The sequence below is a fragment of the Maricaulis sp. genome (assembly GCF_048268525.1).
Taxonomy (GTDB): domain Bacteria; phylum Pseudomonadota; class Alphaproteobacteria; order Caulobacterales; family Maricaulaceae; genus Maricaulis.
Map to the genome: position 1 here is coordinate 38,842 of NZ_JBLWVH010000016.1, position 16,499 is coordinate 55,340.

11 protein-coding genes are annotated in these 16,499 nt (G+C 63.7%); 3 read left to right on the forward strand and 8 right to left on the reverse strand.

The window, feature by feature from the left end:
- Positions 1-62: 62 nt before the first annotated feature.
- A complete protein-coding gene (locus tag ACN0X9_RS09725; protein WP_417487408.1) occupies positions 63-1,529 on the reverse strand; it encodes an AMP nucleosidase in 1,467 nt (488 codons plus the stop codon).
- Between the two features lie 167 nt (positions 1,530-1,696).
- On the opposite strand from ACN0X9_RS09725, the gene ACN0X9_RS09730 reads away from it, so the two are divergent.
- Positions 1,697-4,270 (forward strand): bifunctional aspartate kinase/diaminopimelate decarboxylase, encoded by a 2,574-nt coding sequence (locus ACN0X9_RS09730; RefSeq protein WP_417487409.1) that lies wholly within the window; start codon positions 1,697-1,699, stop codon positions 4,268-4,270.
- Here the strand turns inward: ACN0X9_RS09730 and ACN0X9_RS09735 are convergent.
- On the reverse strand, positions 4,267-4,980 hold the full coding sequence (locus ACN0X9_RS09735; RefSeq protein WP_417487410.1) for a DUF2306 domain-containing protein: 714 nt from the start codon (positions 4,978-4,980) through the stop codon (positions 4,267-4,269). The two genes, ACN0X9_RS09730 and ACN0X9_RS09735, sit on opposite strands and share 4 nt — an antisense overlap.
- Positions 4,977-5,666 carry a hypothetical protein gene (locus ACN0X9_RS09740; protein ID WP_417487411.1) on the reverse strand — a complete coding sequence of 230 codons (690 nt, stop codon included), beginning with the start codon at positions 5,664-5,666 and terminating at the stop codon, positions 4,977-4,979. Before ACN0X9_RS09740 ends, ACN0X9_RS09735 begins: the two co-directional genes overlap by 4 nt.
- A gap of 152 nt (positions 5,667-5,818) precedes the next feature.
- Between ACN0X9_RS09740 and ACN0X9_RS09745 the strand changes: the two genes are divergently transcribed.
- On the forward strand, positions 5,819-7,021 hold the full coding sequence (locus tag ACN0X9_RS09745) for a helix-turn-helix transcriptional regulator (protein WP_417487412.1): 1,203 nt from the start codon (positions 5,819-5,821) through the stop codon (positions 7,019-7,021).
- Positions 7,022-7,053: 32 nt separating this feature from the next.
- Here ACN0X9_RS09745 and ACN0X9_RS09750 read toward each other — a convergent pair whose 3' ends face one another.
- Positions 7,054-7,506 carry a DUF4396 domain-containing protein gene (locus tag ACN0X9_RS09750; RefSeq protein ID WP_417487413.1) on the reverse strand — a complete coding sequence of 151 codons (453 nt, stop codon included), beginning with the start codon at positions 7,504-7,506 and terminating at the stop codon, positions 7,054-7,056.
- Between the two features lie 71 nt (positions 7,507-7,577).
- Between ACN0X9_RS09750 and cueR the strand changes: the two genes are divergently transcribed.
- Positions 7,578-7,967 carry a Cu(I)-responsive transcriptional regulator gene (gene cueR / locus ACN0X9_RS09755; RefSeq protein ID WP_417487414.1) on the forward strand — a complete coding sequence of 130 codons (390 nt, stop codon included), beginning with the start codon at positions 7,578-7,580 and terminating at the stop codon, positions 7,965-7,967.
- 432 nt (positions 7,968-8,399) lie between these two features.
- Here the strand turns inward: cueR and ACN0X9_RS09760 are convergent, their stop codons facing one another.
- From ACN0X9_RS09760 to putA, 4 genes are all read right to left on the reverse strand, one after another.
- Entirely contained in the window at positions 8,400-9,434 is a 1,035-nt protein-coding gene (locus ACN0X9_RS09760; protein ID WP_417487415.1) for a ribonucleotide-diphosphate reductase subunit beta, read from the reverse strand.
- 219 nt (positions 9,435-9,653) lie between these two features.
- A complete protein-coding gene (locus ACN0X9_RS09765; protein WP_417487416.1) occupies positions 9,654-10,484 on the reverse strand; it encodes a lipid A-modifier LpxR family protein in 831 nt (276 codons plus the stop codon).
- 219 nt (positions 10,485-10,703) lie between these two features.
- Positions 10,704-12,617 (reverse strand): ribonucleoside-diphosphate reductase subunit alpha, encoded by a 1,914-nt coding sequence (locus ACN0X9_RS09770; RefSeq protein WP_417487417.1) that lies wholly within the window; start codon positions 12,615-12,617, stop codon positions 10,704-10,706.
- Between the two features lie 285 nt (positions 12,618-12,902).
- Complete coding sequence (putA, locus tag ACN0X9_RS09775; RefSeq protein WP_417487418.1) at positions 12,903-16,028, reverse strand: bifunctional proline dehydrogenase/L-glutamate gamma-semialdehyde dehydrogenase PutA; 3,126 nt, start codon at positions 16,026-16,028, stop codon at positions 12,903-12,905.
- Positions 16,029-16,499 lie beyond the last annotated feature (471 nt).

Sequence of the window (16,499 nt, forward strand, 5' to 3'; positions counted from 1 at the left end):
GCGAGGCGCGAAGGCCTCCTTATTCACTTGTCAGCCTACCAGCCGCGTCCCCCGTTCCCCCCCTACCTGAACGGCGGCTCGTCGAAGCTGCGCAGTTTGCGTGAATGCAGGGCCTCGCCCTCGTCGCGTTTGAGGATTTCCACCGTCTCGATTCCGGCGGCCAGGTGCTCCGACACCGAGCGCTGATAGAAGAGATTGGCGGCGCCGGGCAGTTTCAGCTCACCATGCAACGGTTTGTCGGAGACGCAGAGCAGCGTGCCGTACGGCACACGCAGGCGCAGGCCATTGGCAGCTATCGTGGCGGATTCCATGTCAACGGCAATGGCGCGAGACTGGTTGATGCGCCGCGCCTGGGCGGCATAGCGCAGCTCCCAGTTGCGGTCGGCATAGGTGGCGACGGTGCCGGTGCGCAGACGTGCTTTCAGCGCTTCGCGATTATCGCCGGAGACCGACGCAACGCCCTGTTCCAGAGCGATCTGGATCTCGGCGATCGGCGGGATCGGGACTTCCAGCGGAAGGTCCTCATCCAGCACTGCGTCATAGCGCAGATAGGCGTGGGCCAGCACATAATCCCCAAGGCGCTGCGAGTGACGCAGCCCGCCGCAATGGCCGATCATCAGCCAGCACTGGGGGCGCAGAACGGCGAGATGGTCGGTGATCGTCTTGGCGTTGGACGGGCCGACCCCGATATTGACCAGGGTGATGCCGCGACCGCCCGGGGCGATCAGGTGGTAGGCCGGCATCTGGAAACGGCGCCAGGGCGCGCCCTCGACCACGGCATGGGCGTTCGGCGTATCGGCATCGACGCGCACATTGCCGGCCGCCGAAAAGGCCTCGTAGTGATTGTCTTCCTTCAGCTGGCGGATCGCCCAGGCCGTGAAGGCGTCGACATAGCGGTGGTAATTGGTGAAGAGGATGAATTGCTGCGTGTCCTCATAGGGCGTGCCGGTGTAGTGGCGCAGCCGCTGCAGCGAATAATCGACCCGGGGTGCCTCGAACAGGGAGAGCGGCTTGACCGCTTCCTGCTGCATCACCTTGAGCCCGTTGGGCAGGTCATCATTGACCTTGGACAGGTCGGCATAAGGGAAGTGGCGGACCAGATCAGCCGGCGAGGCCGCGTCCATGTCCAGATCGTCGGCGCCGTCGAGCACATAGGAGAAGGGGATCTCCGTCTCTGACGGCCCGGTCTCGATGGTGATCTCGTACTGGTCGGCCAGCAGGGTCAGTTGCTCGATCAGATAATCGGCGAACAGCTCGGGATGGGTGATGGTGGAGGCGTAGAGCCCGGTATCGGTAAACTTGCCGAAGGCGCGGCTGACCGGCGGCGGCGGGCCGTCCGGCTCATAGGTCACGCGCAGTTCGGGATAAACAAAAGCCCCCGACTTTCGCGTCGCTTCCGACGGCGGCGGTCCGCCATCAAGGAAGGTTTTCAACGCGGTCTGGAGGCGTTCAACGGACGTCTGGTAGAGCGCTTCGAGTTGCTCCACCGCTTCAGCGGGTGTCTTTGCGACCTTATAGTCTTTTTTCATCGCCGCTCTCATGCCCGATTTTGCGCGCCGGATAAAGGGCAAACCCGCTTCCCGGAAATGCAGACTGCCAAAACTCCATGACAGTCGTATTCAGAGATTGGCGTCGCGGCTTTGAACGGATATGCACGCCGGTTGCCCGGCACGGGCATAAGAACGGAGAATTCAACATGGAACATGCGCAAAGTTGGGTCGTCCTGAAATTTGGCGGCACCAGCGTTAAATCGCTGGCTGATTGGCGTGTGATTTCGAAACGGATCGAAGCGGTGAGGGCTGAGGGCAAGCGCGTCTTCGTCGTCCATTCCGCCATCGCCACCATCTCCAACCTGCTCGACACGCTGGTCGCCCGCGCCGTCGAGGGTGAGGGCGAGGCCGAGCTGGCCGCGATCAAGGCGCGCCACCTGGAGCTCGCCGACGAGCTGGGTGTGGACGGCAACAACCTCCTCGCCGACCATTTCGACGCGCTGACCCGGCTTCGCGCCGGCCTGGCGCTGACCGGCGATGCCTCGCCGCGCCTGAAAGCGCGCATCATGGCCCAGGGCGAGCTGATGGCGACCCGCCTCGGCCAGGCCTGGCTGGCCAGGGGCGGCACCGACTCGATCTGGCTGGATGCGCGCGACCACCTCGCCGCCCTGCCCGCCCCGGGTGCGCGCGGCTATCTGGCCGTCGATTGTGAGCATGACCGCGATGACGAACTGCTGCGCCTGTGCGCCGAACTGCCGCCGGTCGTCGTCACGCAAGGCTTCATCGCCCGGCGCGAAGATGGAGATACGGCCCTTCTCGGGCGCGGCGGATCGGATACTTCGGCCAGCTATTTCGCCGCCAAGCTGGGCGCCGAGCGGATCGAAATCTGGACCGATGTGCCCGGCTTCTTCTCGGCCGATCCGCGCCTGACCGGTGCCGCCCGCCAGATCCGCTCGCTCGCCTATGCCGAAGCCCAGGAACTGGCCTCGATGGGCGCCGGCGTGCTGCATCCGCGTGCCATCTCACCGGTCCGCAAGGCCGGGATCGAAATGCAGGTGTTGTGCACCCACCGCCCGGACATGTCCGGCACCACCATCTCGGTCAATCCGTCCGAGGACGCGCCGCGCCTGAAAGCGGTATCGGTCAAGCAGGGCGTGCGCCTGATCACGCTGGAAACCGACGGCATGTGGCGCGCTTCGGGCTTTTTGTCGAAAGCCTTTGAACCCTTCGCCCGCCACGGCGTCTCGATCGACCTGGTCTCGACCTCGGAAACCTCCGTCACCGTCTCGCTGGACGATGATCCGGGCCTGACCCCGGACGTGCTCGGCGCGCTGGAGGACGACCTGGCCGAAATCGCCCGCGTCGAAATCATCGAGAATTGCGCCGCCGTCAGCCTGGTCGGTCGCGGCGTGCGCGCCCTGCTGGCCCAGTTCGGCCCGGCGATGGAGGCCTTTGCCCATTATCCGGTCCGCCTGGTCTCGCAAGCGGCCAACGATCTCAATCTCACCGTTGTTGTCGATGGCGACCAGGGCAAGCCACTGTGCCGCCGCCTGCACGACCAGCTGATCCAGCCCAAGCCGATGGACAGGACCTTCGGCCCGTCCTGGCGCGAGATCGGCGAAAACCTGACCGAGACCGCCCCGGCGGGAACCGGCACCTGGTGGCGCGCCAAGCGTCAGGCCCTGCTGGATCTCTGCCCGGTTGATGGCGCGACCTATGTCTACGACCTCGAGACCGTGAAAACGCGCGCCTCGGCCGTTGCCGGTCTCAAGGGGCTGGATCGTGGCTGGTATGCGATGAAGGCCAATGGCCATCCCGACATGATCCGCACCGCGGTTGCGGCCGGGCTGGGCGTGGAATGCGTCTCGATCAACGAAGTCCAGGCCGCCCGCAAGGCGGTGCCGGACCTGCCGGTCGACCGCATCCTCTTCACCCCCAATTTCGCGCCCAGGGCGGAATACGCCCAGGCGCTGGAGATGGGCATCCACCTGACCCTGGACGGTCTGCACCCGCTGCGCGCCTGGCCGGAGATTTTCAAGGGCCGCAAGATCACGCTGCGGATCAATCCCCAGCGCCCGGAAGGTCATCACAAACATGTCCGCACGGCCGGGCCGGAGGCCAAATTCGGTCTGCATGCCGACGAGCTGGTTGAGGCGCGCGACCTCGCGAAGAAGGCCGGCGCCATCATCAACGGCCTGCACGTGCATTCCGGCTCGGGGATTTCCGATCCCGATCACTGGCGCCGTGTCGGCCTCTTCCTGGTGGACACCGCCCGCGACATGCCCGATGTCGAAATCCTCGATCTCGGCGGCGGTCTCTCGGTCGATGAAGCCTCCGGCGTGCGCCGCATCGACATGGCGGCGCTCGACCAAGTCCTGACCGACCTCAAGACGGCCCATCCCAGATACCAGCTCTGGATCGAGCCGGGCCGCTATATCTCGGCCGAGTCGGGCGTACTGCTGGCCCGCGTCACCCAGCTCAAACACACACCGGATGCGCGCTTTGTCGGCATCAATACCGGCATGAACTCACTCATCCGCCCGGCGCTTTACGGTGCCCGCCACGAGATTGTGAACCTGACGCGGCTCGACGAAGCGCCCGCCTGGATCGCCGACATTGTCGGCCCGATCTGCGAAACCGCCGACCGGTTGGGCGCCCAGCGCCTGATGCCGGAGACGCAGGAAGGCGATGTCATCCTGATCGCCAATGGCGGCGCCTATGGGCGGGTCATGGCGTCGAGCTATAATATGCGCGAACCGGCGGGTGAGGCTGTGATTTAGACGCCCTCCTCTCCCCGACCCTGCGTTTTCATCCTGGATGGAAACGCAGGGCGGCGGCCGAAGCGCATGCGCAAGCTCGCATACAGTGTCAGACCAATGACCGTCAGCACTGGAGCCGACAATGCCAGCGGCGAGCGCAGGACGGGCGGCAGTACGGAATTATTGCCGAAGAAGAAGATGAAGCTGGCGATGAAGAGGGCAAAGCCCATGCGCCAGACATGCCGGGTCAGGCGCTGGCGGTCATTCGCCGGGCCGCGCCGCAGGGACAGGACATCAATGCCGGCAATCCAGAACGCCACACCGCCAAGACTGTAGAAAGCCATGGGCGGCAAGTCGTTTAATGTGCCCGAGGGCAGGCTGGCGACCACCAGGCCGGAGCCGACCGCCGCGATGGCGACGAGGGAGATAAGGCCGGCGGCGACCCGCTCAGCCAGACCCGTAATCCGGGCGGCGGCCATCCAGCCGGTCGTCACGGCATGCCCGGCCAAGAGGGCGAGGAAGGCGGTGAACAGGATTGAGCGCGACAGGCTCATATACAGGCCACTGGCGCAAAGCAGCAGCATCGAGACCACAAATACCCGCCCGGCCAGGCGATGCGAAGTCCCGCCCTTGCGGACAAGAAAGGGCGTGCCGCCAGCAAGGAGGCAGATCACACCGACGAGGAAATGGAGCTGTCCGACAAGCGGCAGGCTGCTGATGGTGCTGATCATGACGCCGTTCCCGGATGACGGCGCGACCGCTTCAACAGCGTGCGAGCGAGGAATAACAGGATCAGCAAGGCCGTCAGCCCCTCGGGCAGGGACAGCAAGCCGCTCTCTCGCAACGCCTCGGGAAAGACACGGGCACCCGGTCCGGTGAAGAAGGACCCGACCGCAATGAAATAGGCCAGACCCATGCGCCAGAGATGGCGGGCGATGCGGTGACGCGGGGAGACGGGGCCGCGCACCAGCAAGGTCAGATCGGCGATTGCACCCATCGCGGTCATCATGGCCAGCATCAGATAGTCCTCGGCGGCAAAACCGAACAGGCGGCCGGTCTCTGTCTGGAAGGCCATGACAGCCAGCGTCGTCAGTCCAGCCAGTCCGAAGAGGATGGCGGCCAGGGCCGTCCATTCGAAGGCACCAGGCCGGTGGGTCCGCCAGCGCGCGGTACGCCATCCGGTCAGAACCAGATAGGCGGCCAGCAGCCCGGCGAAGGCAGTGATCAACAGGCGTTCAGGATCCAGAAGGCCAATCACCGCGCCCGACAGGGCCGTTGCCAGCATCGAGACCAGGAAGAGCGATCCGGCAGCCCGGTGGATGGACTTGCCCTTGGGGGCCAGGAAAGCCATCCCGCCAGCGGCGACACAGAGCGTGCCGGTGAGGACATGAAAGAGTGTGAGCAATTCGGGCGTCATGCTGGATTCCTGATTTGGCCTGTGTCAGAGAGCGAGGCTCGCAACATGTCGGTTTGCGAATATTTGCGCGCCTCGCCCTGCAGGCGCGGACACCGGACATGTCCGGGCCAGCCGGTCCGGACAGGCAAACTCCAGCAAGGCGCATTGCCCGCATGAGCCCATCCGCCTCTCTAGACCTGCTGCCATTTGCCCTCGCCTCGGCAGCGAGCGGGCAGGCCCTGCTCTGCCTTCTTGTTGTGTTGACCGGCCAGTCCAGCCCATTGCCGCGCCGCTGGCTGGCTGGGTTTTTCACCATGCTCGCCATCCTCGCTTCCGGTCCGGTCGTGGCGGCGATGCTGCCCAGCGGGCAAGCGCTGATGGCCGGTCTCCTGCTGGTCGCACTCTACGCCCTGCCACCGCTCTTCTGGGGTTATGTGACGGCCCTGACACGGCTGGGCCCGGACGCGCCTCGACCGCTTTCGCTCTGGCATTGGGTCGGGCCGGGACTGGCCCTGGCCTGTGCCGGGCTGATCTGGACGCTGCCCGCGGGAAGCGTCGATTTCATCCTGGCGACCGGCGAGCTGCCGGGCGGAACCCACGCTGCGGCAACTGTCTTTTGCGTCTTCGTCCTCGTGCTGGCCTGGAACCTGGTGTCGGGCGTCTATGTCCACCGCATCCTGTCCCGTCTGAACGCCTATAGACGCGCCCTGCGCGACCATTTCTCCAATACCGAACGCCGCGAACTGGCCTGGCTTCGGGTCATGATTGTCGCGATCGTCGCCGTCTGGCTGGCCGTCATGGCGGTGCTTGTCTGGGACAATCTGGTCGCCAGCCTGTCGCTTCCGCCGGTTGTCGGCAGCCTCTTGGTCATGCTGCTGACGGCGATGCTGGCCGCGCGTGGCCTGTCACAATTCCCGGGCCTGGCGACGGTCGAGCGGGTCGACGGGGGCACGAATGTCGACGCGCCGGATGATGAGACGCAAGCAGAAAACAGATCGGCCAAATATCGCAAGTCAGCCCTCGAACCGGATCACGCCGCCCGCATCGCCGCGCGCATCGAAGCCGTCATGGTCAAGGACGCGCTCTATCTCGACCCCAACCTGTCGCTGCCGAAACTGGCCAAGGCCATCGCCGTACCGGCCAATCTGGTCTCCCAGGTTCTTAACCAGAACCTCGACACCACTTTCTTCGACTACGTCAATCGCTGGCGGATCGAGGCGTCGCTGCCAAGGGTTCTCGCGGGCGATGCGACCGTCCTGACCATCGCGCTTGATGTCGGCTTCAACGCCCGCTCGACCTTCTATACCGCCTTCAAGGCGGTTACCGGCCAGACCCCAGGCCAGTGGCGGGCCAGCCAGAGCACTGAGCCGGGATAGGGCGGCACGGACTGTCGCCCGCCCTTGGCGCATCAATGGCACGCCTTGTTCAGGGCTGCGAGGCGCCAGTAATTATAGGGCAAGGGTGCCAGGAAGCCGGCCAGCAGCATGATTGGAATGACCCACCAGGTCAGCATCGCGCCGCCGGTCAGCCAGACATCGACGCCATTCATCACCGCTTCCATGGCGATCATCGAGATGAAGGACATGCCGATGGCCGTCTTGAAAGCCGTGGCCAGCGCCATCTGCCGTGACAGGATAACGGTTTCCAGCGCAATCGAAGTCAAGAGCCCGTTGATGATGGCCAGCGTCATGATCGCCAGGGTCGGCCAGCCGATATCAAAAACCTGGAAGACGGCAATCGTGCCGAAATCTCCGATCGAACATCCCAGCAGGCACCAGGCCGTATTCTGTGACGCCGCGCGCCAATGGCCCGGATTCGACCAGAAGGCCGGTCGGGCGATCGAGAAGGTCGGGGCAGACATGTCATGCTCCTTTGTCAGCAACCGTGCTGGACGCTAATGCTTCCAGTAACTGGAAGGTCAAGGAGGGATGAATGAAGATCAGCGACGCCGCCAGGCGCGCCGGGCTGCCGGTCAAAACCGTCCGCTATTATGCCGATATCGACCTTGTCCGGCCGCCGGGACGGACAGACAGCAATTACAGGGACTATGACCCGGCAGCGCTGGCCAAACTGGTCTTTGTGCGCCGCGCCCGCGATTTCGGCTTCTCCATCCCGGAATGCCGAAACTTGCTCGCCCTCTATGAGGACCGTGACCGCTCGAGCGCCGATGTCCGCGCCCTCGCCGTCACCCATCTTGCCGAAATCGAGGAAAAACAACGCCAGCTCGCCGCCCTGCGCGACGAACTCGCCCATCTGGTGAGCGCCTGCCAGGGCAATGACCGCCCCGATTGCCCGATCCTGGATCGGCTGGAGGCGGAATAGCGGGGGGCTGGGCCGATTTTGCGTGCCACTACGCACACCACCCCGTCACCACCCACATTTTTCCCGGCCGAAGCCCCGCAAAAGCGGGGCGCAGAGCCGCGACCCACCGGCCTGGCTGGCCAGCGATGAGTCTCCCGTGGGTCCCGGATCGCGCTGATGCGCGTCCGGGAAAAATAGTAGGGGTTGGTTTGGGGAAAGGCGCGCGCGGCGCATTCCCCGCCCTAAACTCCTTGCCGGGAGTTCGCCGTATCGGGTTCTTCAGCTCAAGGGTGAAACCGCGGAGCGGGGCCTGCGGCGCCCTTGACCTGAAGAACCCGATACGGCCCGCTGGCTGACAAGAGGTTATGGATGTTTGTGCGCGTGGGCGCCTGGATAACAAAAGGCCCCCGGCGTCTGCCGAGGGCCCTCTGATACGGTTCGGATGGCGACGGATTACTCCGCCGGCTCTTCCGTCTTCTCCACCTTCATCTTGTCGAACATGCCCCACACGCCTTCATCGCCGTGCCAGTCGCCCTTGGTGGCGCCTTTGGAGTATTCGGTGGCTCTCGCTTCGAAGAAGTTGGCGTGCTCGACGCCGTTGAGGATTTCCGACAGCCACGGGAGCGGGTGTTCCTTGACGCCGTAGATCTTGGGCAGGCCGAGCTGGCCGAGACGCCAGTCGGCGATGTAGCGGATATAGGTCTTGATATCGTCCGGCGTCATGCCTTCGACGTCACCGGCCTCGAAGGCCAGGTCGATGAACTTGTCTTCCAGGCCGACCACGGTGCGGCAGCACTCGGTGATGTCGTCCTTGACCTCCTGGGTCAGGGCACCGGTCTCCTCGGCGAAGGCGTGGAAGAGCTTGATCATGCCTTCGCAATGCAGGCTCTCATCACGGATCGACCAGGTCACGATCTGGCCCATACCCTTCATCTTGTTGAAGCGCGGGAAGTTCATCAGCATCGCAAAGGAGGCGAACAGTTGCAGGCCTTCGGTGAAGGCGCCGAACATCGCGACGGTGCGCAGGATGTCGGCTTCGTCCTCGACGCCGAAGCGCTGCATGTAGTCATGCTTGTCGGCCATGGCCTGGTATTCCATGAAGGCCGAGAACTCCGAGTCCGGCATGCCGATCGTCTCCAGCAGGAGCGCATAGGCGGCAATGTGGATCGTCTCCATGTTGGAGAAGGAGGCCAGCATCATCTTCACCTCGGTCGGGCGGAAGACGCGGCTGTAACGCTCCATGTAATTGTCATTCACCTCGACATCGGACTGGGTGAAGAAGCGGAAGATCTGGGTCAGCAGATTGCGCTCGCCATCATTGAGCTTGGTCGCCCAATCCTTGCAGTCCTCGCCGAGCGGGACTTCTTCCGGCATCCAGTGGACCTGCTGCTGCTTCTTCCAGAAGTCATAGGCCCACGGATAGCGGAACGGCTTGTAGGAATGCGAGGTGGTCAGGAGGCCGGGAAGTTTCGCGGTTTCAGTGGTCATGGTCTTGGCTCTCCTGCTTGGCGCTGGCAGCCCACATGGCGCGCGCCCGAATCATTGCGATGAACACAACATATTGTGTTCGTGGTTTCCAAATCGTCTACAGCTTGATGAAGCCATGACTGATCGCGACTGTGGAAACTGCCCGATTCCCCTGTTCATGGGCAGGGTTGGCCACATCACGATTTCTGTCAGAGGGTGGCGCGTCGCAGGCCTCGGCCCCTACCAGCGCCAGTTCACCGTCACCGCGCCGAATTCCTCGGTTTCGTCGAAGGCGCGAACGCCGGCGACATGGCGGTATTCGCGGCGCACATAGGCCAGCGACAGATCGGCCTTGCCCATGCGCATGGCGATGCCGGCCTGGGCATCACCGATCACCTCACGCTGGGTGAGATACATGGCATTTTGAAAATCAACGCCGGCACCCGGATCGTACATCAGGGTTCGGCGGTCAGCCCCTGCAAAAACATACCATGCCGGGCTCTCGGACAAATTGTTCTGACGCAGATACTGTCCGACGCGCACCTCGGCACCGGCACTGGTCGCCGAACCGTCCGGCCCGACACTGACGGCTGCCCGCGGCGTGAAGCTGACATCGAGTTCTTCACCGGCACCGGTCGACTGGAAGGCCCGCTCATAGGCAACGGCAATCGTCGCCTCGTGCCGGCCGCGATCCAGCACGACCGGTGAATAACTGTCGCCCAGGGCGGCGAACAACTGGTGAGCCCGATCTGTCCGCGAGTCCTCGAGGACGGCGACCTCAATCACTCCGGCATTGCCCAGATCGATCCTGGTGGCGCCGGTCGGTGTCAGTCCGGCGAGCGGATTGCCACTGAACGGGTCATCACTCAGCGCCAGGGCCGACAGGGCCACGCGGGCCGCTTCAGGCGACAGCGGGCGGACATCGCCTTCAACGGCGATCTGCTGTTCAATCATCTGGGTGGACGATGCCCAGTCAGACGCCGCCTCGCCGGGCTGAGTCAGCACCCACGAGACACCGCCGAGCGCGACAAGCCCCGCCGTCATGATCTCCGATGTGCGCCCGAAAGCCATCACGCATCCCCCCTCGCGCGACACTGGGCAATCGGCGGCGGTTACGCACGCTGATTCACCCTGGAAGCGAAAAGGTTAACGGTGCCCGCGAACCGGGTCCAATGAAAGGCTTGCTGCAATGCGAAAAGCGCGACGCCAGACGCAAAAAGGGGCGCCTTGCCGCGCCCCTTTTCTGCCGCTCCTACCCCCTCGGTCGGACCGGCGATGTGCCCGCCACACCTATTGGCAGGCGAGGCATTCTTCGTAGTCGGTCGGGGCGGCCTCGGCCATTGAGGCTTCAGCGTCCGATTTCTTCTCGGAGCCGGCATAGGCTGCCCGCTGGATCGACTTGGAGCGACAGTAGTAGAGCGATTTCACGCCCTTCTCCCAGGCTGACCAATGCAGCATGTGCAGGTCCCACTTATCGACATCACCCGGCAGGAAGATGTTCAGCGACTGCGACTGGCACACATAGGGCGTACGGTCGGCGGCGTGCTCGATGACCCAGCGCTGGTCGATCTCGAAAGCGGTGCGGAAAGTCGCCTTCTCGTGCTCGTCGAGGCAATCCAGGTGCTGGACCGAGCCTTCCGCTTCCAGGATCGACGCCCACATGCCCGGCGTGTTGAGCCCTTTGGCTTCCAGCACAGCTTCCAGTTGCGGATTCTTGACCGTGGTCGAACCCGACAGCGTCTTGTGGGTGTAGACATTGGCCGGGATCGGCTCGATGCCGGCCGAGACACCGCCACAGATGATCGAGATCGAGGCGGTCGGGGCAATCGCCAGCTTGTGCGAGAAGCGGGCCTTCACGCCCGAGGCCTCGGCATCCGGACAGGCGCCGCGTTCTTCCGCCAGCTTCACCGAGGCGGCGTCGGCGGCCGTGCGGATATGCTTGAACAGTTTGAGGTTCCACGACTTGGCCATGGCGCTCTCGAACGGCGCATTCATCTGCTGCAACAGGGTGTGCATGCCCATCAGGCCGAGGCCCACCGAACGTTCCTGGATGGCTGAATAGACAGCGCGGTCCATCTCTGCCGGGGCGCGGTCGATGAAGTCCTGCAGCACATTGTCGAGGAAGCGGTAAATGTCCTCGATGAAATCGGGATTGTCCTTCCACTCCATGTATTTCGCCGCATTGAGCGAAGACAGGCAGCAGACCGCGGTACGCTCCTTGCCGTTCTGGTCGAAACCGGTCGGCAGCATGATTTCTGCACACAGGTTGGACTGGCGCACCTTGAGGCCCAGCTTGCGCTGGTGGGCCGGCAGGGCGCGGTTCACTGTGTCCGAATAGATGATGTAGGGCTCGCCGGTCTGCAGGCGCAGCTCGATGATCTTCTGCCACAGCTTGCGAGCGTTGACCGTTTTGACGACCTCACCGGATTTCGGGGATTTCAGCTCGAACTCTTCATCATCGCGCACGGCTTCCATGAAGGCGTCGGAGATGTTGAGGCCGTGGTGCAGGTTCAGGGACTTGCGGTTGAAGTCGCCGGACGGCTTGCGGATCTCGAGGAATTCCTCGATTTCCGGATGGTGGATGTCGAGATAGACGGCGGCCGATCCGCGGCGCAGCGAGCCTTGCGAGATTGCCAGGGTCAGGCTGTCCATCACACGGATGAAGGGAATGATGCCGGAGGTCTGGCCGATTTCGCCGATTTTCTCGCCGATCGAACGGACATCGCCCCAATAGGTGCCGATACCGCCGCCATTTGAGGCGAGCCAGACATTCTCGGTCCAGGTGCCGACAATATCGTCGAGACTGTCGCCGACCGAATTGAGGAAGCACGAGATCGGCAGACCACGATCGGCGCCGCCATTGGACAGGACCGGTGTCGCGGGCATGAACCAGAGCTGTGAGATGTAATCATACAGACGCTGGGCGTGTTCGGTATCATCGGCATAGGCGGTGGCGACGCGGGCAAACATGTCCTGATAGCTCTCGCCGGGCAGGAGATAGCGGTCTTCCAGGGTCTTCTTGCCGAACTCGGTCAGGAAGGCATCGCGCGAACGGTCAATGCGGACACTCTCGACGACGCGCAGGTGCGTGGTGTCAGCCGCCGGTTTCGACGTCGTTGATTTGGGCTTGCCACGACGGGTCGTGGAAACGGTCTGCCGGGCGTCGTCCGGTGTCTGTTTTGCGGCTGTATCCATTGGCGTCATGGTAAGTCTACTCCCCAAGCCCGAGGCAAAAAATCCCTGCTGCGACAGCCCCAATGCTGCGCACCGAACAAACCCAAAGGTCGTCTGAAAATCTGTATAGTGTGTCGCTGTCGCCAGCCGACCCAACATATAGTGGATCAAAGCCGGGGCGCTGGTCAACGGGGAGAATGATCCTTGAGCGGATTTTTTGGTTAACAAGCCGCTAATAAGATATGCGCCCCGTCACACATCGTTAACGGGGCGCATCCGCGTGTCCAACAAGGATTAACAGCCGTTAACCCCGGCTCACTCGAGATTGAGCAGTTCCGGGTCACCGCCCTGCGCCGCGATGTTGATTGACACCGTCCGCTCGCCGGCAAAACGGTGCAGATAGTGTGGCCCGCCCGCCTTGGGACCCGTGCCAGACAAGCCCTCTCCGCCAAATGGCTGGACCCCGACAACAGCGCCCACCATGTTGCGATTGACGTAGATATTGCCAGCCGGCACCAGCGACTGAATTTGCCTGTGGAAAGATGTCAGGCGTGAATGGATGCCGAGGGTCAGACCATAGCCCTTGTCGGCAAGCTCGGCGGCGATGGCCGACAATTCCTTGCGCTTGTAGCGGACGACGTGGAGAATCGGGCCGAACACCTCGCGCTCAAGCAGGTCCAGCGACGGCAGCTCGACCAGCGTCGGCCCGAAGAAGAAGCCGCTGTCGAACTTGTCGCCGACATCGATCTGCTTGATGATTTTCGCGCCGGCCTCCATGCGCTCGACATGGCGCAGCAGGATTTCGCGGGCCTCATTGTCGATCACCGGACCGACATCGGTTGCCGGATCGCTCGGATCGCCGATCTGCAACTCGTCCATCGCCCCGGCCAGCCCCTCGATGATCTCGTCAGCAGTGTCTTCCGGCAGGAAGATCACCCTCAGAGCCGAACACCGCTGACCGGCCGATCCGAAGGCCGAGTTGATCGCGTCGTCGATGACCTGCTCCTTCAGGGCGGTGGTATCGACGAACATGCCATTGAGACCCCCGGTTTCGGCAATCAGCGGGGCAATCGCGGTCTCACGGGCGGCCAGGGACCGATTGATCAGGCGCGCGACCTCGGTCGAACCGGTGAAGGCAACACCGGCGGTCCGGGGATCCGTGGTCAATGCTGCTCCAACGATCTCCCCGCGGCCCGGCAGGAGGTGCAACACGTCCGCTGGCAGACCGGCGGCATGAAACATCTTCACGGCCTCAAAGGCGATCAGCGGAGTCTGCTCGGCCGGTTTGGCCAGCACGGTATTGCCGGCCGCAAGGGCAGCGGCGATCTGGCCGGCGAAGATCGCCAGCGGGAAATTCCACGGGCTGATGGTGACGAAGACACCCCGCCCCTTCATGCCCAGATGATTGGTCTCGCCCGCCGGACCCGGCAGCCGTACGGCGCTGTCGAATTCACGCTCGGCCTGAGCGGCATAATAACGGCAGAAGTCGCCCGCCTCGCGCACTTCGGCGATGCCGTCGGCGAGGGTCTTGCCGGCCTCGACGGCCATGATCGCCAGCAGCCGGTCCATATCCGCTTCCATGGCATCGCCCATGGCCCGCAGGATGGCGCCGCGCGCCCGACCCCCGCGCTGGTCCCAGCCCGGCTGGGCGGCAACGGCACTGTCGAACGCGGTGTCGACATCTTCGACGGACGCGTCGACCACCGCTCCGACCTGGCGACTCATATCGACCGGTGACATCACCTGATGCGCGGCACCGTCGACCGCATGTCCGGCCACCAGGGGTGACGCCATCAGCTGGTCTTCGCGATTGAAAGCCTCCAGGGCCCGCGCAACGCGATTACGGGCCGTAGCCTGGGCCAGATCCAACCCGTCCGAGTTGGCCCGCTCCTCACCATAAAGATCGCGCGGCAGCGCGATCTTGGCATGACGGTCGATTGTCGCGGCCGCCTCGAACGGACCACCGGCGACCTGCTCGACCGGAACTTCGGGATCGAGGAAGGAGTGTACGAAAGAGGTGTTGGCGCCGTTCTCAAGCAGACGACGGACCAGATAAGGCAACAGGTCTTCATGGCTGCCGACCGGCGCGTAGACCCGCACCGGTGTGTCAGGGTTCAGCTGACCGTCAGCCGCGTAGAGCGCATCCCCCATGCCGTGCAATCGCTGAAATTCGTAGGAGTCGACACCGGCCTGCTGCGCGAGTTCCCGCACGGCGGCCAACGAATGGGCGTTGTGGGTCGCAAACTGGCCATAGATCGCATCCGGCGCCCCCAGCATGACGCGGGCACAAACGAGATAGTTGAGGTCCGTCGCCGGCTTGGTGGTCCAGACCGGAAAGTCCGGCCAGCCATTCTGGTGGCCGAACTTGATCTCACTGTCCCAATAAGCGCCCTTGACCAGACGGACCATGAAGCGACGCTCGCTGGCCCGGCCCAGCTCGATCAGCGTCTCGATCACCTGGCGGGCGCGCTTCTGGTAGGCCTGCACCGCCAACCCAAGCCCGTTCCAGCCGGCCAGTTCCGGCGCGCGCGCCAGCTTGTCGAGCAGTTTCAGCGACAGGATCAGACGGTCGGATTCCTCGGCGTCGAGGCAGAAGCTGATATCATGCGACTTCGCCGCGACCGCCTGTTCGAGCACCAGCGGGTAAAGCTCTTCGAGCACCCGCTTTTCCTTCACCGCCAGATATTTGGGGTGCAGGGCGGAGAGCTTGACCGACACGCCATGCACGCGTTCGACCGGGCCCTCTTCGCGGGCCTTTCCAACTGCGGCAATCGCTTCGAGATAGCGCTTGTGATAGCGCGCCGCGTCCTTGGCCGTGCGGGCGCCCTCGCCCAGCATGTCGAAGGAGCACAACTCACCTTCACCCTTCTTCGCGCGCTTGAGGCCTTCCTTGATGGTCCGCCCCAGCACGAATTCCTCACCCATGATGCCCATGGCACGGAAGACGGCGGCGCGAATTACCGGCTCGCCCATTTTCTGGGTCAGCTTGCGCAGATAAGTGCCGGGGCTCTTTCGCGCCTCCGGTTCGACATCGATGATGTTTCCGGTCAGCATCAGCCCGATGGTCGAGGCGTTGACCAGCCAGCTCTCGGACCGCCCCATATGCTCCGACCAGGCGCCGTCCGAAATCCGTTCCGCGATAAGCTTGTCAGCAGTGGCCGCGTCAGGGACGCGCAGCAGTGCTTCGGCCAGGCACATGAGAGCGAGCCCCTCACGGTTGGACAGGGTGAACTCCTGCAGGAAGCTGTCCATCAGCCCGCGCGCCTTGGTGGTCTCGCGCGCAGTCCTGACCAGCTCGACCGCGGCATCACGCACGCGCGCCTGCGCCGCATCGTCCAGCCCGGTGGCCGCCGCCAGGTCGCGGACACTCGCCGTCTCGTCGGCGAATTTCACCGCATCAAGATCATCCCATCGCATCATGTCACGGGCCTGGACATTCATGGCGGAAACTCCCTGTTGGGCAAGTGATTGGCGCGGACAATGGTATGGCGTTTTGACAAGAGCAAGCGAAGTCTTCCGCTCGTCTGTCTTCGCACTCACATCCCTTGGGCGGACCAAACAGCGAACGCCCTTCGTCTTCGAGACAAACATTGCGTGGCGACCGGTACAAGCCCGGCCTGATCACAAATTTCTTGCCCGCTAAACCGTCGCCGGCGACGAAGTCTCCCGGCTCGATGTTGCTGCTTTTCAGCCGCCCCGCCGGTCTACCGCTTTCTTCGCTTCAAGCTGCGGCATTCGCCGCTATGCTGACAGCTGACATTGCGGACCCGTTCCGCTACATCCGCAGCGCAACAACCGGACCTGCCCGGTGCTCCACGCGCCCGACCCGATACAGGATGCCATGACCGACGCCAACGAAACCCAGTCACCCGACACCGATGCCGATCTGGACACGGAGGCCGACATCGACAC